20 protein-coding genes are annotated in these 22,452 nt (G+C 63.8%); 12 read left to right on the top strand and 8 right to left on the bottom strand.

Going from position 1 to position 22,452, the window contains the following annotated elements; all coding sequences use genetic code 11:
* The first annotated feature begins 30 nt into the window (after nt 1-30).
* The 7 genes from ACETII_RS05695 to cysN are packed head-to-tail and all read left to right on the top strand — an operon-like array spanning nt 31 to nt 6,226.
* On the top strand, nt 31-399 hold the full coding sequence (locus ACETII_RS05695) for a 2Fe-2S iron-sulfur cluster-binding protein (protein ID WP_363349914.1): 369 nt from the start codon (nt 31-33) through the stop codon (nt 397-399).
* Nucleotides 399-713 (top strand): DUF2849 domain-containing protein, encoded by a 315-nt coding sequence (locus tag ACETII_RS05690; RefSeq protein WP_472787428.1) that lies wholly within the window; start codon nt 399-401, stop codon nt 711-713. The genes ACETII_RS05695 and ACETII_RS05690 overlap by 1 nt, the downstream gene beginning before the upstream one ends.
* Complete coding sequence (locus ACETII_RS05685) at nt 713-2,434, top strand: nitrite/sulfite reductase (protein WP_472788121.1); 1,722 nt, start codon at nt 713-715, stop codon at nt 2,432-2,434. The genes ACETII_RS05690 and ACETII_RS05685 overlap by 1 nt, the downstream gene beginning before the upstream one ends.
* Nucleotides 2,418-2,924 (top strand): DUF934 domain-containing protein, encoded by a 507-nt coding sequence (locus ACETII_RS05680; protein WP_472787427.1) that lies wholly within the window; start codon nt 2,418-2,420, stop codon nt 2,922-2,924. Before ACETII_RS05685 ends, ACETII_RS05680 begins: the two co-directional genes overlap by 17 nt.
* On the top strand, nt 2,921-3,679 hold the full coding sequence (locus ACETII_RS05675; RefSeq protein WP_472787426.1) for a phosphoadenylyl-sulfate reductase: 759 nt from the start codon (nt 2,921-2,923) through the stop codon (nt 3,677-3,679). Before ACETII_RS05680 ends, ACETII_RS05675 begins: the two co-directional genes overlap by 4 nt.
* On the top strand, nt 3,676-4,593 hold the full coding sequence (gene cysD / locus ACETII_RS05670; protein WP_472787425.1) for a sulfate adenylyltransferase subunit CysD: 918 nt from the start codon (nt 3,676-3,678) through the stop codon (nt 4,591-4,593). The genes ACETII_RS05675 and cysD overlap by 4 nt, the downstream gene beginning before the upstream one ends.
* 1 nt (nt 4,594) lies before the next feature.
* Nucleotides 4,595-6,226 (top strand): sulfate adenylyltransferase subunit CysN, encoded by a 1,632-nt coding sequence (gene cysN, locus ACETII_RS05665; protein WP_472787424.1) that lies wholly within the window; start codon nt 4,595-4,597, stop codon nt 6,224-6,226.
* Between the two features lie 46 nt (nt 6,227-6,272).
* Here cysN and polA read toward each other — a convergent pair whose 3' ends face one another.
* The 3 genes from polA to eno form a co-directional block, all read right to left on the bottom strand.
* Nucleotides 6,273-9,269 carry a DNA polymerase I gene (polA, locus tag ACETII_RS05660; protein WP_472787423.1) on the bottom strand — a complete coding sequence of 999 codons (2,997 nt, stop codon included), beginning with the start codon at nt 9,267-9,269 and terminating at the stop codon, nt 6,273-6,275.
* Between the two features lie 93 nt (nt 9,270-9,362).
* Nucleotides 9,363-12,074 (bottom strand): valine--tRNA ligase, encoded by a 2,712-nt coding sequence (locus tag ACETII_RS05655; RefSeq protein WP_472788120.1) that lies wholly within the window; start codon nt 12,072-12,074, stop codon nt 9,363-9,365.
* Nucleotides 12,075-12,266: 192 nt separating this feature from the next.
* The gene (gene eno, locus ACETII_RS05650) at nt 12,267-13,550 is read right to left on the bottom strand and encodes a phosphopyruvate hydratase (RefSeq protein WP_363349907.1); all 1,284 of its coding nucleotides are present in this window, start codon (nt 13,548-13,550) and stop codon (nt 12,267-12,269) included.
* 239 nt (nt 13,551-13,789) lie between these two features.
* On the opposite strand from eno, the gene ACETII_RS05645 reads away from it, so the two are divergent.
* The gene (locus ACETII_RS05645; protein ID WP_472787422.1) at nt 13,790-14,545 is read left to right on the top strand and encodes a hypothetical protein; all 756 of its coding nucleotides are present in this window, start codon (nt 13,790-13,792) and stop codon (nt 14,543-14,545) included.
* A 192-nt stretch (nt 14,546-14,737) separates the two neighbouring features.
* A complete protein-coding gene (gene queF, locus ACETII_RS05640; protein ID WP_363349905.1) occupies nt 14,738-15,199 on the top strand; it encodes a preQ(1) synthase in 462 nt (153 codons plus the stop codon).
* Here the strand turns inward: queF and ACETII_RS05635 are convergent.
* Nucleotides 15,181-15,837 carry a uracil-DNA glycosylase family protein gene (locus ACETII_RS05635; protein WP_363349904.1) on the bottom strand — a complete coding sequence of 219 codons (657 nt, stop codon included), beginning with the start codon at nt 15,835-15,837 and terminating at the stop codon, nt 15,181-15,183. The genes queF and ACETII_RS05635 overlap by 19 nt on opposite strands.
* Nucleotides 15,838-15,845: 8 nt before the next feature.
* A complete protein-coding gene (locus tag ACETII_RS05630; RefSeq protein ID WP_472787421.1) occupies nt 15,846-16,457 on the bottom strand; it encodes a glutathione S-transferase family protein in 612 nt (203 codons plus the stop codon).
* 64 nt (nt 16,458-16,521) lie between these two features.
* Here ACETII_RS05630 and ACETII_RS05625 point away from each other — a divergent pair, with 64 nt between their 5' ends.
* The 3 genes from ACETII_RS05625 (at nt 16,522) to ACETII_RS05615 (ending at nt 19,763) form a co-directional block, all read left to right on the top strand.
* Nucleotides 16,522-17,520 (top strand): sensor histidine kinase, encoded by a 999-nt coding sequence (locus tag ACETII_RS05625; RefSeq protein WP_472787420.1) that lies wholly within the window; start codon nt 16,522-16,524, stop codon nt 17,518-17,520.
* A 930-nt stretch (nt 17,521-18,450) separates the two neighbouring features.
* On the top strand, nt 18,451-18,936 hold the full coding sequence (locus ACETII_RS05620) for a hypothetical protein (RefSeq protein ID WP_472787419.1): 486 nt from the start codon (nt 18,451-18,453) through the stop codon (nt 18,934-18,936).
* Between the two features lie 677 nt (nt 18,937-19,613).
* Nucleotides 19,614-19,763 carry a hypothetical protein gene (locus tag ACETII_RS05615; RefSeq protein ID WP_472787418.1) on the top strand — a complete coding sequence of 50 codons (150 nt, stop codon included), beginning with the start codon at nt 19,614-19,616 and terminating at the stop codon, nt 19,761-19,763.
* A gap of 724 nt (nt 19,764-20,487) precedes the next feature.
* On the opposite strand, the gene ACETII_RS05610 is transcribed toward ACETII_RS05615, so the two are convergent.
* The 3 genes from ACETII_RS05610 to ACETII_RS05600 all read right to left on the bottom strand — a co-directional run bounded on the left by ACETII_RS05610 (nt 20,488) and on the right by ACETII_RS05600 (nt 21,859).
* A complete protein-coding gene (locus tag ACETII_RS05610) occupies nt 20,488-20,667 on the bottom strand; it encodes a NepR family anti-sigma factor (RefSeq protein ID WP_472787417.1) in 180 nt (59 codons plus the stop codon).
* Between the two features lie 607 nt (nt 20,668-21,274).
* Nucleotides 21,275-21,505 carry a NepR family anti-sigma factor gene (locus ACETII_RS05605; protein ID WP_472787416.1) on the bottom strand — a complete coding sequence of 77 codons (231 nt, stop codon included), beginning with the start codon at nt 21,503-21,505 and terminating at the stop codon, nt 21,275-21,277.
* Nucleotides 21,506-21,643: 138 nt separating this feature from the next.
* Complete coding sequence (locus tag ACETII_RS05600; protein ID WP_472787415.1) at nt 21,644-21,859, bottom strand: hypothetical protein; 216 nt, start codon at nt 21,857-21,859, stop codon at nt 21,644-21,646.
* Between the last annotated feature and the right edge of the window lie 593 nt (nt 21,860-22,452).

Genomic DNA, 22,452 nt, shown 5'->3' with positions numbered 1-22,452 from the left:
CGTCGTTTCCGCAAATCGAAAAACGAGCGCATGAGTATTGCATTGGACATTGTCGACACGCGCGCTGCGCCGCTGGAGCCCGAGACGCCGTTTCTGCGCGTCGAGGACCGCAATGGCGTCGTTCATGAGCTCGCGGCCGTTGAAGGCTGGAGACTTATGGAAATCCTCCGCGATTACGGCATCGGTATGGAGAACACCTGCGGCGGCGCGCTCGCTTGCGCCGAATGTCACGTCGTGCTCGACGCCGTTTCCGCCGCCCGCGTGCCGCCGCCGCGCGAGGACGAGCTGGAAAAGCTCGACGAATTGCCGATGCTTTACGAAAATTCTCGCCTGAGCTGCCAGATCATCTGGTCGGACGAGATGACGGGGCTGTCGCTCAAACTGGCGCAGGAGACGTGATGCCGGCGCTCAAACATCCACAGATTTTACTGGCGTCCAATCTCGCCGACGGGGAGGTGGTGTTTCTCGGGCCCTCGGGCTGGGAGCGCGATCACGTCAAAGCGCGCGTCGCGCACGACAAGGACGAGGCGGCGGCGCTGGAGGCCTTCGGAAAAGCGGAGATCGCCGCCAATCGCGTCGTCGACGTTTATCTCGCCGACGTCGCCGTTGGCGCGGACGGCGTTCCGGCGCCGCTCCATTACCGAGAAAAAATGCGGGTCAAGGGACCGAGCGTGCGCCTCGATCTCGGCAAGCAGGCGGCGGGAGGCGCATGATGACCGCACATGATCCCAGTCTCGCCCGGCCCAATGCGCCGGTCACGACCTATCGCTACGACGCTTTTGACGCCGCTTTCGTGCGCGAGCGCGTCGCGGAATTTCGTGAGCAGGTGCGCCGGCGCCTCGAAGGCAAGTTGACGGAAGACGAGTTCCGTCCGTTCCGTCTGATGAACGGCCTCTACCTTCAGCTCCACGCCTATATGCTGCGCGTCGCCATTCCCTATGGCACGCTGACGGCGCTGCAGATGCGCCGCCTCGCCGATATCGCGGACAAATATGACCGCGGCTACGGCCATTTCACGACTCGCCAGAATCTCCAGTACAATTGGCCGAAGCTCGTCGACACGCCCGATATCCTCGAGGCGCTCGCCGAGGTCGAGATGCACGCGATCCAGACCTCCGGCAATTGCATTCGCAATGTGACCGCCGATCATTTCTCGGGCGTCGCGCCGGATGAAATCGAAGACCCGCGCCCGACAGCCGAATTCCTGCGCCAGTGGTCGAGCGCGCATCCGGAGTTTTCGTTCCTCCCGCGCAAATTCAAGATCGCCGTCACCGGCGCGGCGCAGGATCGCGCCGCGATCATGGTTCACGACATCGGCCTGGCGATCGTGAAGAACGACGCGGGCGAGATCGGCTATAAGGTGGTCGTCGGCGGCGGCCTCGGACGGTCGCCCTTCATCGGCAAGGTTATTCGCGACTTCGCGCCGCGCGCCGATCTCCTCGCCTATCTCGAAGCCATCATGCGCGTCTATAACCGCTTCGGCCGTCGCGACAACAAATACAAGGCGCGCATCAAGATCCTCGTTCACGAAAAGGGGATCGACGAGGTGCGCGCGGCCGTCGAGGCCGAATTCGCGGCGATGGACCGTTCCGTCTTCGCCTACGATCCTGCAGAATTCGACCGCATCGCCGCGTTTTTCGCGCCGCCGCCCTATGAGACGCTGCCGGCTGACTCGCAGAAGCTGCGCGCCGCCCGCGTCGAGCATCCCGCCTTCGGCAATTTCGTCGAGGTGAATGTCGGGCCCCACAAGATTCCAGGCTACGCCGTCGTCACCGTGTCGCTGAAGCCTATCGGCGGGATTCCCGGCGACGCCACATCGGCGCAGATGCGCGCGCTCGCCGAGGCGAGCGAGCGTTTCGGCTTCGGCGAATTGCGCGTCTCTCATGAGCAGAACATCATCCTGCCGCATGTGAAGCAGGACGATCTCTTCGACCTTTGGAAACTGCTCGACGCCGCCGGCCTCGCCACGGCCAACGCCGGGCTCGTCTCCGACATCATCTCCTGCCCCGGCCTCGATTACTGCTCGCTGGCGACGGCGCGCTCGATACCGATCGCACAGGCCATCTCGAAGCGCTTCTCGGATCTCTCTCGCCAGCGCCGCATCGGCAAGCTCGGGATCAAGATCTCCGGCTGCATCAACGCCTGCGGCCATCATCACGTCGGCGCGATCGGCATTCTCGGCCTCGAAAAGAAGGGCCAGGAGTCCTACCAGATCACGCTTGGCGGCGATCCGACCTTTTCCGCGTCGGTCGGCGAAATTCTCGGCCCCGGCGTGACGGCCGAGCAGGCGCCCGACGTGATCGAGCATCTCGTCGATTTCTATCTGGCCGAGCGCCAGGAAGGCGAGACTTTCATCGAAACCTGGCGGCGGATTGGCCATGCGCGCTTCAAGGATGTGCTGAGACGGGAGGGCGAGGATGGCGCTGATATCTGACGGCCGCTTCATCGACGACGTCTGGCGCCGGCTCGCCGAGGAGGAGGCGCTGCCCAAGAGCGGCAAGGTCATCGTGTCGCTCGCGCGGCTCGACCATGCGATCGAGGTTCACGGCCCCGGCGTCGATCTGGGCGTCATCGCGCCCAACACGACGGAGCCCGCGGCGCTCGCCGACGCGCTGCCAAAACTGGGCCTCATTTCGATCGTTTTCCCGGCCTTTGCCGACGGGCGCGGCTTTTCGCTGGCGCGCCTTCTGCGTCGCGCCGGTTTTGCGGGCGAATTGCGCGCGAGCGGGCGACTGCTCGCTGATCAATATGCCCATGCGCTCGGCTGTGGCTTCGACACGGTGGAAATCCCCGACGACATCGAGGCGCGGCAGGACGAGACGCAATGGCGCGCCGCGCGCGACGCGCACGCCCGCACCTATCAGCGCGGCTATGTCGCGCCGGGCTCCATTCTCGACGCGCGGCGAAAGGCGGCGGCGCAATGACGGCCTCCATTCCCGAGATTCTCGCGCCGCGGCTGCTGCCGCTCGATCTCGATCACCGGCTGCAGCTCGTGCGCGAACTCATCCCTGGCCGCATCGTCTTCACGACGAGTTTCGGCATAGAGGATCAGTTCATTACCCATTCCATCTTCACCCAGGGTCTCGACATCGACGTCGCGACGATCGACACGGGCCGCCTCTTTCCCGAAACCTATGCGCTTTGGGAAGACACGGAGGCGCGCTACGCCCGCCGCATCCGCGCCGCCTATCCGCCGACCGAGCCGCTCGAAAAGCTCGTCGAGGAACAGGGCGTCAACGGATTCTACAAATCCGTCGAGGCGCGCAAGGCCTGCTGCCATGTGCGCAAGGTCGAGCCGCTCGGCCGGCTTCTCCATGGCGTTTCCGGCTGGATCACCGGTCTGCGGGCCGATCAGTCGGCGGCGCGGGCCGACGTCGCCATGATCGCTTTCGACACAAACTACAGGACGATCAAGATCAACCCGGTTCTCGATTACACGCGCGACGCCATCGCCGCCGCGACGGAAGAGTTCTCCATCCCCGTGAACGCGCTGCACGCACAGGGCTTTCTCTCCATTGGCTGCGCGCCCTGCACGCGCGCCGTCAAGCCCGGCGAGGACGAACGCGCCGGCCGCTGGTGGTGGGAGCAGGACGACAAGAAGGAATGCGGCCTGCATGTCGGCGAAGACGGAGTTCTGCGCCGCGGCTCGGCCCCGAAATCGCCGGAGGCGTTCCAATGACGGCGCTGCCCACACGCTCGCTCGGCCATCTCGACCGGCTCGAAGCGGAAAGCATTCACATCATGCGCGAGGCCGTCGCCGAATGCGAACGGCCCGTGATGTTGTTCTCGGTCGGCAAGGATTCCATGGCGATGCTGCATGTCGCCATGAAGGCCTTCTACCCGTCGAAGCCGCCCTTCCCGTTGATGCATATCAACACGACATGGAAGTTCAGGGAGATGATCGACTTTCGCGACCGCATCGCGAAAGAGTGGGGCCTCGAGCTTATCGAATACATCAATCCCAGGGGGATTGAGATGAACATCAGCCCCTTCGTTCATGGCTCGAAGCTTCATACCGAGATCATGAAGACCGAGGCGCTGAAGCAGGCGCTCGACAAATATAAATTCGACGCGGCCTTTGGCGGCGCGCGCCGTGACGAGGAAAAATCGCGCGCCAAGGAGCGCGTGCTGTCCTTCCGCACAGCGCAGCATCGCTGGGATCCAAAGAACCAGCGCCCGGAATTCTGGCGTCTCTACAATACGCGCAAGGCGCCGGGCGAAAGCCTGCGCATTTTCCCCATGTCGAATTGGACGGAAGCGGACATCTGGGACTATATAGCGCGCGAGAACATCCCCGTCGTGCCGCTCTATTTCGCCAAGGAACGGCCCGTCGTGCGCCGGAGCGGCACGCTGATCATGGTCGAAGACGACCGCCTGCAGCTCGAGCCGGGCGAGGTCGTGGAGCACAAGAAAGTGCGTTTTCGCACCCTAGGTTGCTATCCCCTGACCGGCGGCATTGAGAGCGAGGCGGAGACGCTCGACGAAATCATCACCGAAATGCGCGAGAGCCGCTCCTCCGAGCGGCAGGGCCGCCTCATCGACCATGACGGCTCGAGCTCGATGGAACAGAAAAAGCAGGAAGGGTATTTCTGACATGCAGGGCGTCGAGCTCATCGAAGGCGCCGCCCAGACGGCCGTCGCGCGTGTTCCAGCCGACAAGCCGCTGCTGCGCTTCATCACCTGCGGCTCGGTCGACGACGGCAAGTCGACGCTGATCGGACGCCTGCTCTATGACGCCGATCTCGCGCCCGACGATCTGATCGCCGCGCTCGAGGCCGACTCGAAGAAGCACGGGACGCAGGGCGACGATCTCGATTTCGCATTGCTCGTCGACGGCCTCGCCGCGGAGCGCGAACAGGGCATCACCATCGACGTCGCCTATCGCTATTTCGCGACCGACAAGCGCAAGTTCATTGTCGCCGACACGCCCGGCCACGAGCAATATACGCGCAATATGGCGGTCGGCGCCTCGACGGCGGATCTCGCCATCCTGCTCGTCGACGCGCGCAAGGGCATCCTGCCGCAGACGCGCCGGCACAGCGTCATCACCTCCATGTTCGGGGTGCGCCATGTCGTCGTCGCCGTCAACAAGATGGACCTCGTCGACTACAGCGAGGAGACCTTCCGCAAGATCGAAGCGGATTTTCGCGACTTCGCCAAGCATCTGCGCTTCGCCTCCGTCTATGTCCTGCCGCTCGTCGCCAAGGACGGCGACAATCTGGTGCATGGCGCCAAGACCATGCCCTGGCACGACGGCCCGCCGCTCTTGACCTATCTTGAAGGCGTAGCGGTCGAGGACGTGATGCGCATCGCGCCCTTCCGCATGCCGGTGCAATGGGTGAACCGCCCCAATCTCGACTTCCGCGGCTTCTCCGGCTTCATCAGCGGCGGCAATATCCGGCCCGGCGACATCGTCCGCATTCTGCCGGCCGGGCGCGACACGCGCATTTCCCGCGTCGTGACTTACGACGGCGATCTCGACAGCGCAGTCTCGGGCCAATCGGTGACGATCACGCTCACGGAGGAAATCGACTGCTCGCGCGGCGATCTGTTGAGTTCGCCCGTGTCGCCGGCGAAGGTCGGCGACCGGCTGGAGGCGAAGTTGCTGTGGCTCGTGCGCGAGCCGCTCTCGATCGGCAAGAGCTATCTCCTGAAGATCGGCGCGAAGACGACGCCGGCCAATATTACGGCGGTCGACGCGCGCATCGAGATCGAAACGGGCCTCGCGGCGCCGATCCCTTCGGACGAGACGCTGGCCTTCAACGAGATCGGCGAGGCGAGACTCTCGCTCGAGACCGTCGTGGCCTGCGATCCCTATGTCGAGAACCGCGAGACGGGCGGCTTCATTCTGATCGATCGCATCACCAATGAAACCGTGGCCGTCGGCATGGTGAAGACGGTCGCGGCCTCGGATCGTCGCGCCGAGACGCCGCTCACCGATCTGAGCTACGCCTCCATGGAAGGCGTCGCGATCGAGCGCGAGAGCTACCGCCCCGCGCCGAAGCGCAGCCTCGCCAAGGCTGTCACCTGGCTTTTGCCGGCGGGCGTCTCGACCTTCTTGGTCGTCTACGCCTTTCTGGAAGACGCCGCCCGCGCGGCGGAGATTGCAGGCGTGCAAGTCGGCGTGATGTTTGTGCTCTATTATCTTCATGAGCGCATCTGGACGCGCTACGCTTATGGCCTGGAGAGCGACAAGCCGCCGCCGGCGAATGATCCGGGGATCTAAAATTTCAGCCGCTTCCCTCCCCGCAAAGGGGAGGGCGAGCGCATTCTCAATGCGCTTCGTCCCAATTATGCGCGGCGCGCGCGTCGACTTTCAGCGGCACGCTGAGGTCGACGGCGGGGAGCGGCGCCTGCTCCATCACCCGGCGCGCGATTGCAATCGTTTCCTGGGCTTGCGCCTTCGGCGCCTCGAAAACGAGTTCGTCGTGCACCTGCAGAAGCATTTGCGCCGCAAGGCCCGCCTCGGCGAGCGCGGCGTCCATGCGCGTCATGGCGCGGCGGATGATGTCGGCGGCCGCGCCCTGGATCGGGGCGTTGATCGCCGCGCGCTCATAGAAGGCGCGGTCAGAAGGGTTGGCCGACGCCATGCGCGGGAAATGCAGCGCGCGGCCGAAGATCGTCGTCACGCACATTTTCTCGCGCACGATCTTTTTGGTTGCGTCCATGTAGTCGCGAATGCCGGGGAAGCGCTCGAAATAGCGCTTGATATAGGCGCCAGCCTCTTCGCGTGGGATGGAGAGCTGATTGGCGAGGCCGAAGGCCGAAATGCCGTAGATAATGCCGAAATTGATCGCCTTGGCGCGGCGGCGGACCTCCGGCGGCATGCCCGCGACGGGCACGCCGAACATTTCGGAGGCCGTCATGGCGTGAATGTCGATATCGTCGGCGAAAGCTTGTCTGAGTTGCGGAATGTCGGCGATATGCGCCAGCAGGCGCAGTTCGATCTGCGAGTAATCGGCGCTGATCAGCACATGGCCAGGGCTCGCGACGAAAGCCTTGCGGATTTTGCGGCCCGCCTCGTTGCGCACGGGAATGTTCTGCAAATTCGGCTCGGATGACGAGAGCCGCCCCGTCGTCGTCGACGCGAGCGAATAGCATGTGTGGACGCGGCCGGTTTCTTTGTTCACGAAGCCGGGCAGGGCGTCGGCGTAAGTGCTCTTGAGTTTCGACAATTGGCGCCAGTCGAGGATGCGACGGGAGAAGTCGTTGCCTTCGCTCGCCAGATCTTCGAGCACGCTCGCCGACGTCGACCAGGCGCCGGTCGCGGTTTTCTTGGCGCCGGGCAGGCCCATCTTGCCGAAGAGAATATCGCCGAGCTGTTTCGGCGAGCCGAGATTGAACGCTTCGCCCGCGAGGTCGAAAATCTCGGCCTCCAGACGCGCCATGTCCTGCGCGAACTCGCCCGAGAGCCGCGACAGCATGTGACGGTCGATCGTTATCCCGCGCCGCTCCATGCGGGCGAGCGTTTCGACCATCGGCCGCTCGAGCGTCTCGTAAACCGCGGTCTTATGCTCCGCGGCGAGGCGGGGCTTGAGCGCGCGCCACAGGCGCAGCGCAACGTCGGCGTCCTCGGCGGCGTATTCCGTCGCGCGATCGAGGGGCACGCGCGCGAAACCTTTGAAGTTGCGGCCCGTCCCGGCGACTTCGCCGAAGGTGAGATTTTGATGGCCAAGATGTTTTTGCGCCAGTTCGTCGAGGCCGTGATTGTTGCGGCCGGCGTCGAGCGCGTAAGAGATCAGCATCGTGTCTTCGATCGGCGCGACCGCGACGTCGTAGCGGGCGAGCACGAGCAGATCATATTTCATATTGTGCGCGACCTTGAGGGTGGCGTCGTCCTCGAAAAGCGGCTTCAGCCTGTCGAGCGCGGTCTCGAGCGGCATCTGGCCGGCGACGAGCTCCGCGCCGCCAAAGAGATCCCCGTCGCCCGCCTCGCGGTGCTGCAGAGGGATGTAACAGGCGCGGCCGGGCTCCAGCGCCAGCGAGACGCCGACAAGCTCGCAGCTCATCGGATCGAGCGAGGTGGTCTCGGTGTCGAGCGCGACAACGCCGGCGGCGAAGGCGTCCGCGACCCATTGGTCGAGCCGCGCGGGCGACAGCACCGTCTCATAGGTCGAGCGGTCGATCTTGGACGCGAGAGCGGCCGCCTTGCGCGCGGCCGCGAGCGTCGAGGGCGCGAAGGCGGCGGCGGCTTTCGCGGCTTCGGGTTCGGCTGTGCGCGTCGGCGCGGGCCGGGGCGCGTCGCTCACCTCGCCGTTGCGCGCCCGCCAGCCGGCGGCGCCGACGAAGTCGGGGTCGGGCTCGACCTCATGGACATCGACGCCATAGAGCTCGCCGACGCGGCGGGTGATGGTCGTGAACTCCATCGCCTGCAAAAATGCGATCAGCTTTTTCGCGTCCGGCTGATGCAGGCCGAGGTCCTCGAGCTTGGTTTCGAGCGGCGCGTCGCGCACGAGCTCGACGAGCTGCTTGGAGAGGCGAATGAGCTTCACCGCCTCGGGATCGGTCAGGGCTTCGCGGCGCTTGGGCTGCTTGATGCCGGGCGCCTTCTCCAGAAGCGTGTCGAGATCGCCATATTCATGGATGAGCTGGGCGGCGGTCTTGACGCCGATGCCCTTTGCGCCCGGCACATTGTCGGTCGAGTCGCCGGCGAGCGCCTGCACGTCGACGACCTTATTGGGCGGGACGCCGAAATAATCGACGACCTCGGCTTCGGTGATCAGCCGTTCCTCGCGCGAGCCCTTTGCGCCCGCGGTTCCGGAAGCGGGATCGTACATGATGACGCCCGGCCCGACGAGCTGCATGAGGTCCTTGTCGGCCGAGACGATGAGAACGTCGGCGCCCTTTTTGCGAGCTTGCGCCGCGTAGGTCGCGATCAGATCGTCGGCCTCATACATGTCCTGCTCGATCGGCGTGAGGCCGAAGGCGCGCACGGCGGCGCGCATGAGCGGAAACTGCGGGACGAGGTCTTCCGGCGGCTCGGTGCGGTGCGCCTTGTAGTCCGGATAGATGTCCTTGCGGAAGGACCTCTCGCTCTTGTCGAAGATGATGGCGAGATGGGTGGGCTTCGCCCCCGCCGCGCCCTCGCGCACGAATTGCAGAAGCTTGGTGCAGAAGAGCCGCACTGCGCCGGTCGGCAGGCGGTCGGAGCGATAATTGTATTTGGCGTCCTGGCGGATCGACTGGAAATAGGCGCGAAAGACGAAGGACGAGCCATCCACGAGGAAGACATGGCTGCCGGGGCCGACGGGTTTGTGCGTGAGGGTCATGGGTTCATTCTAGCGGGAATATGCCGATGAAGGCCACGATCTCTTCCCTCCCCCTTGCGGGGAAGGGATGCGGCGCGCGATCGGCGTCGGGCGTTACCCCAGCCGCCCGAGCGCCGCGGTGAGCTTCTCGATGCGCGCCAGCGCTTCCTCGCGGCGCTCCTTGTGCTCTTCGATGACGTCCTCGTCGGCCTTGGCCATGAAGCCGGGATTGCCGAGCTTCGCCTCGACCTTCTTCGCCTCGCCCTCGAGCTTGGCGATTTCCTTGGCGAGGCGGGTCTTTTCGGCGGCGAGGTCGATCACGCCTTCGAGCGGCATGGCGACGACGCCGCCGCGCACGATGATCTGCGCCGAGGATTTGGGCGCGGCCTCGGCGAAGCCGATGCGGGAGAGACGCGCGAGCTTGCGGATCGTTTCATCCCAGCGCGAGGCGCGCGCCTGCACTTCGGCGTCGGCGCCGATCAGCAGAAGCTCGGTCTCGCTCGTTAAGTTCATCTCCGCGCGCAGCGAGCGGATTTCCGAGACGAGGTCGACGACCCAGCCGATCTCGGTCTCAGCGAGCGCATCCTCGAGCCCGTGGAGGGATGGCCATTGGCTCAGCGCCAGCAGGCTCTCGCGCTTGGGCCCCTCGGCGCCTTTGATCGCCCACAGCTCCTCGGTGATGAAGGGCATGAAGGGATGCAGCAGCGCGTAAATCTGGTCGAGCACGAAGGCGGTCGTCGCCCGCGTCTCGTCCTTGGCGGCGCCGTCGGGGCCGGTGAGCAGCGGCTTCGACAGCTCCACATACCAGTCGCAGAAGACGTTCCAGACGAAGCGATAGGCGGCGCCGGCCGCCTCGTTGAAGCGATAGGCGTCGATGGCGGCGGAGACCTCCTGCGCCGCGCGCGCCGCTTCGCCGACGATCCAGCGGTTGAGCGTGACCTGATTGGCGCGCGGGTCATAGCCCGAGACGCGCGCGCAGCCGTTCATCTCGGCGAAGCGCGAAGCGTTCCACAGCTTCGTCGCGAAATTGCGGTAGCCTTCGACGCGCTGGGTCGAGAGCTTGATGTCGCGGCCCTGCGCCGCCATGGCGGCGAGCGTGAAGCGCAGCGCATCGGCGCCGTATTCGTCGATCAAATGCAGCGGGTCGATGACATTGCCCTTCGACTTCGACATCTTCGCGCCCTTCTCGTCGCGGACGAGCGCGTGGATGTAGACGTCGCGGAAGGGGATCTCCTTCTTGAAGTGCAGGCCCATCATCATCATGCGGGCGACCCAGAAGAAGATGATGTCGAAGCCCGTGACGAGAACATTGGTCGGATAGAAGCGCGCGAGCTCCGGCGTCTCGTCCGGCCAGCCGAGCGTCGAGAACGGCCACAGCGCCGAAGAGAACCAGGTGTCGAGGACGTCTTCGTCGCGGGTGAGCGCCACATTCTCGCCGGTGCGCGCGCGGGCGGCGGCGTGGGCCGCCTCTTCGCTCTCCTCGACATAGACATTGCCGTCGGCGTCGTACCAGGCCGGAATGCGATGACCCCACCACAGCTGGCGCGACACGCACCAAGGCTGAATATTGTCGAGCCACTCGAAGTAGGTCTTTTCCCAGTTCTTGGGCACGAAGCTGGTGCGGCCCTCGCGGACGGCGGCGAGCGCCGGCTGCGCCAGCGTCTTGGCGTCGACATACCATTGGTCCGTCAAGCGCGGCTCCAGCACGGCGTTGGAGCGGTCGCCATGCGGGACCATGTGCTTGTGGTCGTCGATCCCGTCGAGCAGGCCGCGCTCTTCCATCATCTCGACGACGCGCTTGCGCGCGACGAAACGATCCTGTCCGTCGAGTGCGGCGACAACGGCCGCGAGTTCGTCTGAGGGCGGCGTCCCCTCGTGAAACTCGGCGTTGGCGGCAAGCATCATGCGCGCCTGCGCGTCGAGCACATTGACGAGCCGCAGGCCATGCCGCTTGCCGACCTCGAAATCGTTGAAGTCATGCGCGGGGGTGATCTTCACCGCGCCCGTTCCCTTTTCGGGATCGGAATACTCGTCCGCAACCACCGGAATCAGACGGCCGACGAGCGGCAGGCGCAGCTTCTTGCCGACCAGCGCCTTGTAGCGCTCGTCTTCCGGATGCACGGCGACGGCCGTGTCGCCCAGCATCGTCTCGGGGCGCGTCGTGGCGACGACGATGAAGTCGCCGGTCTCTTTGCCGTTGTCGTCGACAACAGGATATTTGAAGCGCCATAAGTGGCCCTTCACTTCCTGCTGCAGCACTTCGAGATCGGAGATCGCCGTGTGCAGCGCCGGGTCCCAATTGACGAGGCGCTTGTCCTTATAGAGCAGCCCGTCGCGATAGAGCTGCACGAAGACTTTCACGACTGCGCGCGACAGGCCGTCGTCCAGCGTGAAGCGCTCGCGCGACCAGTCGCAGGAGGCGCCGAGGCGCTTCAACTGCTCGACGATCTGGCCGCCGGACTCCGCCTTCCATTCCCAGACGCGTTCGAGGAATTTCTCGCGGCCCATGGCGCGGCGGCCCTGCTCTTGCCGCTCCATGAGCTGGCGCTCGACCACCATCTGCGTCGCGATGCCGGCGTGATCCGTGCCCGGCTGCCACAACACGTCCTCGCCCTTCATGCGGTGGTGGCGCACGAGAATGTCCTGCAGCGTATTGTTGAGCGCATGGCCCATGTGCAGGCTGCCGGTGACGTTGGGCGGCGGGATAACGATGGAATAGGGCGCGGCCTGCGCGCGTTCGGGACGCCCGGCGCGGAAGGCCTGGGCCTCTTCCCAGGTTTCGCGGATGCGGCTCTCGATGGAGCGGGGGTCGAAGGTTTTTTCCATGGTCATCGGTAAAGCCGAACGCCTCAGTTACAAAAATCCCTCCCCTTTACGGGGAGGGTGGCCCGGCGAAGCCGGGTCGGGTGGGGTATAGGCCGCAACAGCGAGAAACTCGGAGCCGGACCCCACCCGGCTCGCTCCGCTCGCCACCCTCCCCGCTAAGGGGAGGGATGTGAGCGGAGAGATCGTCAGCGATCAGGCCAGCGCCTTCAGCGCGCTCCTGCCGGCGTAAATCGCCGCGTCGCCCAGCTCTTCCTCGATGCGGATGAGCTGGTTGTATTTGGCGGTGCGGTCGGAGCGGGCGAGCGAGCCGGTTTTGATCTGGCCGCAGTTCAGCGCCACCGCGAGATCGGCGATCGTCGAATCCTCGGTCTCGCCGGAGCGATGCGACATGACGCTGGTGTAGCCGGCGCGATGCGCCATATCGACCGCCGAGATCGTCTCGGTGAGCGAGCCGATCTGATTGACCTTGACGAGGATCGAATTGGCCGTGCCGGTCTTGACGCCCTGACTCAGGCGGGTGACGTTCGTCACGAAGAGATCGTCGCCGACGAGCTGCACCTTCTTGCCGATGGCGTCGGTGAGCTTCTTCCAGCCCTCCCAATCGTCTTCGGCCATGCCGTCCTCGATCGAGACGATCGGATAGTTATTGGCGAGCTTGGCGAGATAGGCGACCTGCTCGTCGATCGAACGCGTCACGCCCTCGCCTTCATAAACATATTTGCCGTCCTTGAAGAACTCGGTCGCGGCGCAGTCGGAGCCCAGCATCACGTCGACGCCCGGCTTGAAGCCCGCGGTCTCGATCGCCTTCATGATGAAGTCGAGCGCCGCTTCGGCGGAAGGAAGATTGGGCGCGAAGCCGCCCTCGTCGCCGACCGAGGTCGAATGGCCGGCCTTCTTCAACGCGCTTTTCAGTGTGTGGAAAATCTCCGCGCCCCAGCGGATCGCGTCGCGGACGTTATCGGCGCCCGTCGGTAGAACCATGAATTCCTGGAAGTCGATCGGGTTGTCGGCATGGACGCCGCCATTGACGATGTTCATCATCGGGGTCGGCAGGACGCGCGCCTGCGTGCCGCCGACATAGCGGTAGAGCGGCAGGGCGGAGGCTTCCGCGGCGGCCTTGGCGACGGCGAGCGAGACGCCGAGAATGGCGTTGGCGCCGAGGCGCGACTTGTTCGGCGTGCCGTCGAGCCGGATCATGGCCTGGTCGATGCCGACCTGGTCCTCGGCGTCGAGGCCGAGCAGCGCGCCGGCGATCTCGTCATTCACATTGTCGACGGCCTGCAGGACGCCTTTGCCGAGGTAGCGCTTGGGATCGCCGTCGCGCTTCTCCACGGCCTCATGCGCGCCCGTCGAGGCGCCCGAGGGGACCGCCGCGCGGCCGGAAGACCCGTCTTCGAGCGTCACATCGACCTCGACGGTTGGATTCCCGCGCGAGTCGAGAATTTCACGGGCGTGGATGTCGATGATCTCGGTCATGTGAAGGGCCTCTTTTGGGTGCGCCGCGGAGCAGCGCCGCCTTTTAGCCTTATTAGCCGGCGCGGGAAAGCCTTGGCGCGCGTTATGAGCGGCATTTCGGGACGCCCCTGCCGCAGGCCGGCGGGAAAGCGGTTGACTGGCGCGGGTCGGGGACTACCTTGAGCTTTATCAAGAAAAAACGCGAGTCGGCCGAGCTTTGCTCAGCGTCACGCCGAAAAAGACAAGAGCGGGAGAGAAACATGACGTTCGACAGGAGAGCGCGGGCGCTCGCCGCGGCGGCGATGTTGACGGCCAGTCACGGCGCTTTGGCGCAGACGGCGGAACATACGGCGGCGGTGAAAGCCATGTTCGACAAGTCCCCGGTTCGGGCGGGAGCCTGCGCCCCGCTTTCCGAGGATTTCATGGGCTGGCCGGCGGCGCTGGCGCAGCGCTGCGACTATCCGCAGGGCATCGCCTATATTCTCGACGTCAAGCCCGAGACCATGGCCAAATGGATCGAGACGAGCTGCGCCGCCCATGAGTCGGGCGTCGCCGCCTGTTTCGACCGCATGCTCAAATGCGCGGGGGAAAAGTCCAGCGCGACCTTCGTCATCGGCGGCAATCTGGCGGCCGCGCGCAAGGGGGCGGTGACCAATCTCTTTTTCCGAAATGGCGTCGTCGTCGCCGCGCCCCAGAACGGCACGGCCGAGCCCGTGCCTGTCGCCGAACAGGAAAAGCTCGCCCGCCTGCCCGAATCGGCGATCGAGGCCATGCCGGGCGGCGGCGCCGTCGCCTTCTGGCATACGCAACCGTTTCAGTTCGCGGTCAAGGCGATCGACCTCGGCGTGCCGGCCGAGATGAACACGCCCGACCGGCGGCAGAAATGGCTGGAGGTCATTCGCGCCGAAATGCAGGCGGCCCTGAAGTCCGACACGAACCGCTTTCTTTCGGGCTGGATGACCGCGCATCCGATCACCCTGCGCACCGGCGAATGCGCCGACGATCGCGATCCGTGACGGGGCGTCTTCCGGGTTGACGGATTTCCTCGTCCTTCGAGACGCCTGCTTCGCAGGCTCCTCAGGATGAGGAAATCCTTCTGTCAGCGTTGCTTCCTTCATCCTTCCTTTCTTCGTCCTTCCTTTCCGCCGGCCACGCCGCCGCGCGCGTCCTTCTTGACGGGCGGGCCGCAGCGTTATCTTTAGCCTTCCATGACGAAGATCCACGAAGGCGCGTCGCTTCTCGGCGTGCAAGCCAAGCTCCCCGCTTCGCCCGACGAGGCGAAGCTCGATCTCGTGCCCAATCCGCACAAGGGCGTCGCTTATCTGGTCCGCTTCACGGCGCCGGAATTCACCTCGCTCTGCCCGGTGACCGGCCAGCCCGATTTCGCGCACATTGTCATCGACTATGCGCCAGGCGAATGGCTCATCGAGTCCAAGGCGCTGAAGCTTTATCTCGGAAGCTTTCGCAACCACGGCGCCTTTCACGAAGACTGCACGCTGCGCATCGCCCGCGATCTCGTCGCGGCGATGACGCCGCAATGGCTGCGCATCGGCGGCTATTGGTATCCGCGCGGCGGCATGCCGATCGACGTGTTCTGGCAGACCGGCGCGCCCCCCGAGGGGCTGTGGCTGCCCGATCAGGGGGTGCCCCCTTATCGCGGGCGGGGGTGAGTCGCGCCTTGAACGAGACGCGCCACTTCTGCGCGCAACACCGGCAGGACTTCCGCCTCGAACCAGGGGTTTTTCTTCAGCCAGCCCGTGTTGCGCCAGGAGGGATGCGGCAGCGGGAAGAGCAGCGGCCGCCCGCCCTGAAACTCCCGCCAGCGCGCGACGATCCCGGAGACGCTGGCGCCTCTGGGCAGAGCGTGGCCGAGCCGGGCGAAGTGGTAGTCCTGCGCATAGCGGCCGATCGCCAGCACGGTCTCGATCTGCGGCATGGCCGAAAACAGCGCGTCGTGCCAGAGCGTGCGGCATTCGGGGCGCGGCGGCAGATCGCCGCCCGCCGCGTCATTGCCGGGAAAGCAGAAGCCCATTGGCGCGATGGCGACGCGCGAGACGTCGTAGAACGTGTCGCGATCCACGCCCATCCATGCGCGCAGCCGTTCACCCGATGGATCATTGAAGGGAATGCCGGTCTGGTTGACGAGATTGCCGGGCGCCTGGCTCGCGACGAGCAGCCGCGCGGTCGGCGAGACCCGAAACACCGGACGCGGGGCGTGCGGCAGGGGCGCGGGGGCCTGCGCGCAATGGCGGCAGGCGCGAATCCGCGCCGACAATTCTTCCAACGTCTCGGGTCTGTCGCGCCTCATGTTGCGCGTCAGGCGGCCGCGCTCGGCCGCGCCGCCACGTCCGATCGCCACCGCGCCAAATGCGCCAATTCTCCCGGGACGTCGACGCGGGCGAGCGGCGACAGCTCCAGCGCGACGAAGGCGGTGATGTCGGCAATGGTGAAGGCGTCGCCCGCGACATGGCGGCGCGCGGCGAGTTCGCCGTCGAGCCAGCGCATCGCGTCCACGGCCCGCCCGCGCTGAGCCTGCGCAAAGTCCGGGAACTGTGGCTGCTCCAGCGCGGCGAGCCGCGGGTGGCTGTGGCGGAAGGCGTGCGCCACCGGCATGAACAGCTCGAACTCCATCCGCCGCTGCCACATGTCGATAAAGGCCGCCTCGCGGCCGTCGCGCCCGAAGAGCGGCGGCTCGGGATAGAGGGTTTCGATATAGCGGCAGATCGACACGCTCTCCGTCAATACGGCGCCGTCGTCGAGCACGAGCGCCGGCACGCGGTGGAAGGGGTTGATGCGCGCGTAGTCGTCACTCTTGTGCTCGAGCGCGAGGAGATTGATCTCGCGGGTGGGGATGGGGACGCCTTTTTCCGCGAGAAACATACGAACCCGCTTGGGGTTGGGCGCGCGCGGCGTATCGTAGAGCAGCATTTTCGAAGTCTATCATCGCCACAGCGGCCCGTTCAATTTAAACCCTGCCGTGAGCGCGCCGTTAATGTTTCCGGGCGATTATCGCGCTTCGCCGATTTTGACGGCGGTCCTGCATGCACAGTTGAGCATGAGCGAAGTCACCGCTGAGATGATTGAACGCGGGCGCGGACTCGATCCCCAGGCCGCGACCAGGAAACGCCGCATGGGCGCGCACATGCGCGCGGCGCGCGAGCGCTTGACGACCTCCGACACGGGACACAGGGGCACGGATCTCGAATTGCTGCGCGCCTATGCGGAAGCGCGGAGCAAATCCGCCTTCGGCGCCGCCTGTCTCATTCTGATGCTGGCGCTTCTCGCCCTGTTCTGGGTTCCGGCGACGAAGACTCTCGTCTGGCTCGTCCTGGCGCTTTCGAGCATGGCCCTTTGCGTCAACATGGCGCGGGGCCTCGCTGGACTCGAGGACACGAAGGTGACCGTCATCGAGTGGCGCAGGAGATTCGTTGTGACCGAGCTCCTGCACGGCTTCCTCTGGGCCGGCTATGCGGCGGTGTTGCTCAGCGTCAACGACCCGAACGCTCGCACGCTCGTGGTTGTGATGCTGCTCTTGTCCTCGGCCTTCAACACCATGGTGACGGCGACAATTCCCGCGGCCGTGTATGCGGCGATCGCGCCGAGTTCGCTCGCGGCCGTCGCTTACATCACGCTCGTCAATCGCGCCGGCGCGGACACGCTCGGCGTGCTGCTCGCCATGGTCGCGGCGGCGCAGTTGTTTTTCTACACTCTCGCCAAGCGCTTCCATCAGCTCGCCTCCGAAAGCCTGTTCTTCCGCGCCGAAAAGAACGAGCTGATTGCGGAGCTCGAGCAGGCGAAAGCCAATTCCGACGAAGCGCGCCGCCGCGCCGAGGAGGCCAATCTGGCGAAGTCGCGCTTTCTGGCGACGATGAGCCATGAGCTGCGCACCCCCTTGAACGCCATCCTCGGCTTTTCCGAAGTGCTGAAAGGCGAGCTGTTCGGCGCGCACGCCAATCCCGCTTACCGGGATTATTGCGAAAATCGCCCGTGAAAGCCCGGATTTATTGGACATTGCTGTTAAGCTTTGAGCTTCGTTATACAGTCTGTTGCCAGCGTCGGGGCAGCGTTCAAACGACGCCGCCTCGGTCCTTGCCCCGCGTCCCTCAACACGCGTCGGCTATGCCCCGGCGCTGATCCTTGGCGAAGCGGCGGGCGTCATCTGGGACTCAGGGATTCGCGCGCGCCTGTCTTCGTGCCGCGTGACTTTCTGCGAAAACAAACGCTTCCTTAAGAAATCAAGCGCCTGATACGTCCTGCAACGTCAGGTGCTCCTTTCTTAACGCCGCAAATTTAAGAATAGTAAAGCAGCTTGGCGTTGCGCCAATGTCAAATCAACCTAATAGACAAGGTAAAATGGTTTTGGATTTTGCCTATCCTGCCATTCTGATTGGCAGCTTCTCAGCTGCTCTCATATTTTTGTTATCGACCGCTGTATGGTTACTCCGAGAAATCTTAGTTGAGCTTCGTGAAATTCGCGAGACGATACGGAACACCGCATTATCGGACATAGAGCTACGCCTTTTTGGGAATGACGGCGATTAAATGTCGAACATGGCCCCCGAGGTAAGGCTGGCAGCCGTTTGAGCCAATGGGCGTTGGCCGCCAGCCTCGGCACTGCGGAGATGCAGACAGTGCAGCTCTAATTTAGAGCCACCCATCTTGACGCCATTGTGGGAAATACGGGTGCGCTACGGCTCCCCGAGCATGGTGCTCCGGCCACAGAAGGATGTAGCCGCCCGCCACTAAAATTTTCCTGAAGGTAAGCTATTGCGACAAAACCAAAGACGCCCATCGAGGGCAGGCGGTTGCCTGCTTGCAGCGCCCGCACCCGCTGGAACAAGCCAAGCAGGGCTCGCGTTGCAGGGGCGGCGTTGGGGCTTTGTCCAACAAGGGCCTAGACCGGGCCGAGGGAGTTCCGCTGATGACGAACTCACGCAAGACAATTACTGCGGCGCTGGCCGCCGCGATGACAATCACTACGCTGTCGATTGCGACTCCTGCTTCCGCATGGGGCCGCTATGGCGGCGGTTGGGGACACCGCCATTGGGGCTCCGGCTGGGGTTACCGTCATGCCGCGTGGCGTCCGACATGGGGTTATGGCCGCTGGGGCTATGCCGGTATGCGTCGAGGATGGGGCCGCTGGGGCTTTGGCGGCATGGCTCTCGGCGCAGCGGCAAGCTACCCATACAGCTACGGCTATTATGGCTCCGCTTATCCATCTGCGTGCGAAAATTATGGCTCGGGGACTTACGGCTATTCAGGCGCAAGCTATTCCGCGCCTGTCGCGAGCGAGGGCTATTACTGTGCAACCTCGGAGAAGACTTGCTTGCTCAACGAGCCCGGATGGCTTGGGACTGGTTGTTCCTGCAAGGTTCCCGGCGGCCGTGCGCGGGGGATAGTTGAATAAATAGCAATAGGCGGCTCACGACAAAGAAGCTGCGGCCGGGAAGAAGTCGGCCGCAGGTCGAGAGCGACCCCGCCGCAAGCGCCAGCGAAACGGGACGCCCCGACCGTGGATGTATCGGCGGGGCGTTTTTATGCTGCGGGCCGCTCGAATGCGCGGGTTAGTAACCGTCTGAGTCGTCGTTCGGCACCTGAACGGCAGGAGGGGCGGGTCTATCCGGAACATCCACAGAGTAGCCTTCGTCATATGGAATAGGCGCTGCCTCCGCGCGGGGAGGTTCGGAAGGGGGAAGGGACTGGGCATTGGCAAGAACCGCGCCCGCAAGGCTCGCTCTGAGCATAAGCCGCATCATGGTGAATCTCCCTGTCGTGCCGGACACCACCCGACGACAACGCGCCACATGGCGCGACCAGACGCCCAGTCAACCGAGAACATGTGCCAGCTCTAGGGAGGAGCCGAAGCCCTGTTTGTCGCATCCCAGCACCCCCCCGTCTTGGGTGGGGGCGCTCCGGCGCGAGTCCAAAAACAACCGTCGCTCATGCCCCGGCGCTGACCCCCAAAGCGGCGTGGCAGGCGCTCTAGACCGATGCCTTAATTTTTCCTAAAGGACCCGGTTCAGTTGGGCTCGATGTGGCTGTTCCAGCCCCAAACGCCGGAGGCTCGCTATGTCGAAAGAAGTCATGTCAACCGCGTCAATGAAGGCGGAAGTAACCGAATACGCCAAACTGTTGAAGCAGTTGCACGACAAGATTTTGGCGCAACTCGATTCGAAGAACGCAACGAAATCCGACGACTTCATAGCAAAAATGTCTTCCGCTACGCCGTCTTAAAGAGACGACGCTGCGCCATTGCGGTTGCACCATCTGAGGGCCAATGGCGAGCGCCACAGGGACCGCGTGAGAAAGCGGCCCGCCCCTAAAGGGTCCAGAAAGGGACGAGCCGCTCGCTGATCGCCTGAAATACGCCTTGAAACGGTCCGAGCCTAGCCGTGTTTCAGCGATGGTTAAAGCTAAGCCATTGATCTAGAACTCGGTTCGTGAAAGCGTGTGGCTGTTTGGCAACAGGGTATTTTCGCGCGCGCAATGCGCTGGCGCACATACGAGACTTTCCGGCCCTATCAGACATGCCTGTCGGTCACGTCCCTGCGAAAATGGCGTGCCGACGGGAAGTCGCCGGAAGACCCTGAAACCCCTACCGGCGGCTTCCTTTTTTCGCATCTGCGCCATCTTGCGCGAGTCCGGGAAGTCAGTAGAGGCGGCTCGCCGGAGAGCTAGGCCAACGAGCCGCCAGCCGGGCGTGGAAGTCGGCGAACCCGCACAGCCTCGGCGGCTCTATAGACGCAAGGTGACGCGGCGAGATTGCGGCGCACCGGAATCACTGAAGCGCCGGAACTTACCCGCCCATTGCACGGAACGTCGTGCTGGCTATTTTACCGTTAAGAGATTGTTAAGCATTCATGCGTCGCATGGTCATGCAAGGTCGGGCAATTTCATCCGCAGCGTCAGCAGCGTTGGCAAAACCAAGCTTGGCGTTACACCATTATAACTCCACGCGCTACGCGCCCGGACCATGTTCGGTAGCGAGCCCCTCTCGTGCCTGTAAAATATCAAGCAACGTCTGCATCGCCTCGGGCAGCGGTTCGAGAATCGCTTTGTCATATAGAGAGCGAAGGCCGCTCGCGATTTGTCGCTCAACGAGCGCCTTGTCTTGCGGCGTGAGTTGCTGCTTTTTCATGGCCCGAACAGGGGTTCGATTGTTTATGAGAAACAGTTGACGAAGATGATTTCGTAGATGACTCGATACGATGCAATGCGACGTTTTGAGGCGGGCCGTGCATACTTGCGCCCACTTCACCCTTCCCCTTCCGCTGTTACCTGTTTGCCCGTGTGTGCCGCCCGTGCCCGCGTTTCTCACGGATTCCTCGCCCCTGTCGGGCACGCTAGCGCAACGCCAAAAACGAGGGGTCCCCACCCTACCGGCCACCCTCGTTTCGCGCACCACGCGGCTTCCCTGTGGCGATAGCTATGCCGCTATAAGCGGCGGCTCGGGCGTGTTGCGGCACTAATCAAAAGCGGAGTAATGGCAACTCTTCGGACTGGCGCACCCGTAGCCAATGAAGGTTCGCGCCGCCAGCCCGACTAGTCTGCTTACGCAGAAGTTAGCAAGCGTAATAACGACCGCCGCTCGCGCAATGCGGGAAAATACGGATGTCGTCCGCTCGCCGCCACGCCTTTCAAGCTGGCAGGCAAGGGCTACCGTGTTTGTGTTTCAAGAGGGTTTTTCAGGGGCAAGCGACGGCTCGCCTGCTAACATCGCCTTCGGGCGGGCCGTCTATTCCTAGCTAGATAATGAAGAACCGCTGTCTGAGGTTTTCCCGATTCGAATGCGAGGCCGCTGAAGCGCCTCCCCTCTTATCCATGCCGCAACGAGCTTCTATCGCTGCTAGTTTATCAAGCAATGCCCGTATTTGATCGGGCAATGGCTCACAGATGACTGGGCCAAAGAAGGATCGAAGGGCGCTCCCCAATTCGCGCTCAATGAGCGCCGTATCTTCAACGCCGGGAGTAGACATAGCGCCACCCTCTTTGTTTCTCTCGGACCTTTCAAATCAACGTGAGGAAAATGGTTTCTGTGCGGCAATTTTCGCGTTAACGACAAAGGGAAGCGGTTGGGTCTTTGGTCAACGGCGAAAGAAGGGGTGCGCCCCCATTTACTCTTGCGCCCCGCCTTCGTCCTCCGACGTGCCTTCGACAACTTCGGCCAGCGCCAGCCGCATCAACAACAGCGCGAAATCGCGAGGCAGTGCCTCTTCGGCAATCCTCTCGTGTGAAAGCCGTAAAGCGACGCCAAGCGCGTGCTGAATTGCCAGAGCGTCCCTCGACTCGGTCTGGGCCACAACGCTGAGTTTCCGGGACGGCATGATCATACCCTTATTTTTGCTTTACTCGCTTAACTTGCCGCTCGACAGGATCGTTCGCGCCGATTTGCATTTTTTCGCGTCAATCACAAAGACGAGCGGCAGAAAAAGCAAAGTTCAAAAAGCGGGCCTGAATCGAATCAATGCCGTTCACAAAGTTTCTCTGTGTGCTGTGCGTGCGCGCACATACGGGCTTCGTAGCGATTAGGAGACATGCGACGGTCGGTAAACGCCCCCTGCCATACGGGCGCGCCGACACGAAGCCGCCGGAGTATTGAAACCCCTCTCGGCGGCTTCACCTTCGTTTTCTCGGAAGCGAGCCGAGCGCGTGCTGGCGCGGATCACGGCGCTGGCGGCCTAATAGTCGCGGCGAACACGCGCTCAAACGCGGTGTAGCAGAATACGCGGCATTGGCGATGGCATTGGCGGAGCAAAACGAAGCCAGGGAATGACCTTGCCGCCCGTCCCATGCCGTTCATGGATTCCTCGCCGCAGCGGCGGGCGCTGGCGCAGGGGCGAAATATGGGAGGGTTAACCTATGCCCGGTCCCTTTCGCGTACCACGGGGCTTCCCATCTGGTAACCTGGCAGGAGAAGTTAAAG

This window comes from Methylocystis sp. NC52PC (assembly GCF_055698645.1).
This window is presented reverse-complemented; position numbering and strand designations above follow the sequence as displayed.

What these genes read in the sequence shown, in the direction of transcription:
- ACETII_RS05695 (WP_363349914.1), top strand. Translation starts at nt 31, where the DNA reads ATGAGTATTGCATTGGACATTGTCGACACGCGCGCTGCGCCGCTGGAG.
- ACETII_RS05690 (WP_472787428.1), top strand. Translation starts at nt 399, where the DNA reads ATGCCGGCGCTCAAACATCCACAGATTTTACTGGCGTCCAATCTCGCC.
- ACETII_RS05685 (WP_472788121.1), top strand. Translation starts at nt 713, where the DNA reads ATGACCGCACATGATCCCAGTCTCGCCCGGCCCAATGCGCCGGTCACG.
- ACETII_RS05680 (WP_472787427.1), top strand. Translation starts at nt 2,418, where the DNA reads ATGGCGCTGATATCTGACGGCCGCTTCATCGACGACGTCTGGCGCCGG.
- ACETII_RS05675 (WP_472787426.1), top strand. Translation starts at nt 2,921, where the DNA reads ATGACGGCCTCCATTCCCGAGATTCTCGCGCCGCGGCTGCTGCCGCTC.
- cysD (WP_472787425.1), top strand. Translation starts at nt 3,676, where the DNA reads ATGACGGCGCTGCCCACACGCTCGCTCGGCCATCTCGACCGGCTCGAA.
- cysN (WP_472787424.1), top strand. Translation starts at nt 4,595, where the DNA reads ATGCAGGGCGTCGAGCTCATCGAAGGCGCCGCCCAGACGGCCGTCGCG.
- polA (WP_472787423.1), bottom strand. Translation starts at nt 9,269, where the DNA reads ATGACCCTCACGCACAAACCCGTCGGCCCCGGCAGCCATGTCTTCCTC.
- ACETII_RS05655 (WP_472788120.1), bottom strand. Translation starts at nt 12,074, where the DNA reads ATGGAAAAAACCTTCGACCCCCGCTCCATCGAGAGCCGCATCCGCGAA.
- eno (WP_363349907.1), bottom strand. Translation starts at nt 13,550, where the DNA reads ATGACCGAGATCATCGACATCCACGCCCGTGAAATTCTCGACTCGCGC.
- ACETII_RS05645 (WP_472787422.1), top strand. Translation starts at nt 13,790, where the DNA reads ATGACGTTCGACAGGAGAGCGCGGGCGCTCGCCGCGGCGGCGATGTTG.
- queF (WP_363349905.1), top strand. Translation starts at nt 14,738, where the DNA reads ATGACGAAGATCCACGAAGGCGCGTCGCTTCTCGGCGTGCAAGCCAAG.
- ACETII_RS05635 (WP_363349904.1), bottom strand. Translation starts at nt 15,837, where the DNA reads ATGAGGCGCGACAGACCCGAGACGTTGGAAGAATTGTCGGCGCGGATT.
- ACETII_RS05630 (WP_472787421.1), bottom strand. Translation starts at nt 16,457, where the DNA reads ATGCTGCTCTACGATACGCCGCGCGCGCCCAACCCCAAGCGGGTTCGT.
- ACETII_RS05625 (WP_472787420.1), top strand. Translation starts at nt 16,522, where the DNA reads ATGTTTCCGGGCGATTATCGCGCTTCGCCGATTTTGACGGCGGTCCTG.
- ACETII_RS05620 (WP_472787419.1), top strand. Translation starts at nt 18,451, where the DNA reads ATGACGAACTCACGCAAGACAATTACTGCGGCGCTGGCCGCCGCGATG.
- ACETII_RS05615 (WP_472787418.1), top strand. Translation starts at nt 19,614, where the DNA reads ATGTCAACCGCGTCAATGAAGGCGGAAGTAACCGAATACGCCAAACTG.
- ACETII_RS05610 (WP_472787417.1), bottom strand. Translation starts at nt 20,667, where the DNA reads ATGAAAAAGCAGCAACTCACGCCGCAAGACAAGGCGCTCGTTGAGCGA.
- ACETII_RS05605 (WP_472787416.1), bottom strand. Translation starts at nt 21,505, where the DNA reads ATGTCTACTCCCGGCGTTGAAGATACGGCGCTCATTGAGCGCGAATTG.
- ACETII_RS05600 (WP_472787415.1), bottom strand. Translation starts at nt 21,859, where the DNA reads ATGATCATGCCGTCCCGGAAACTCAGCGTTGTGGCCCAGACCGAGTCG.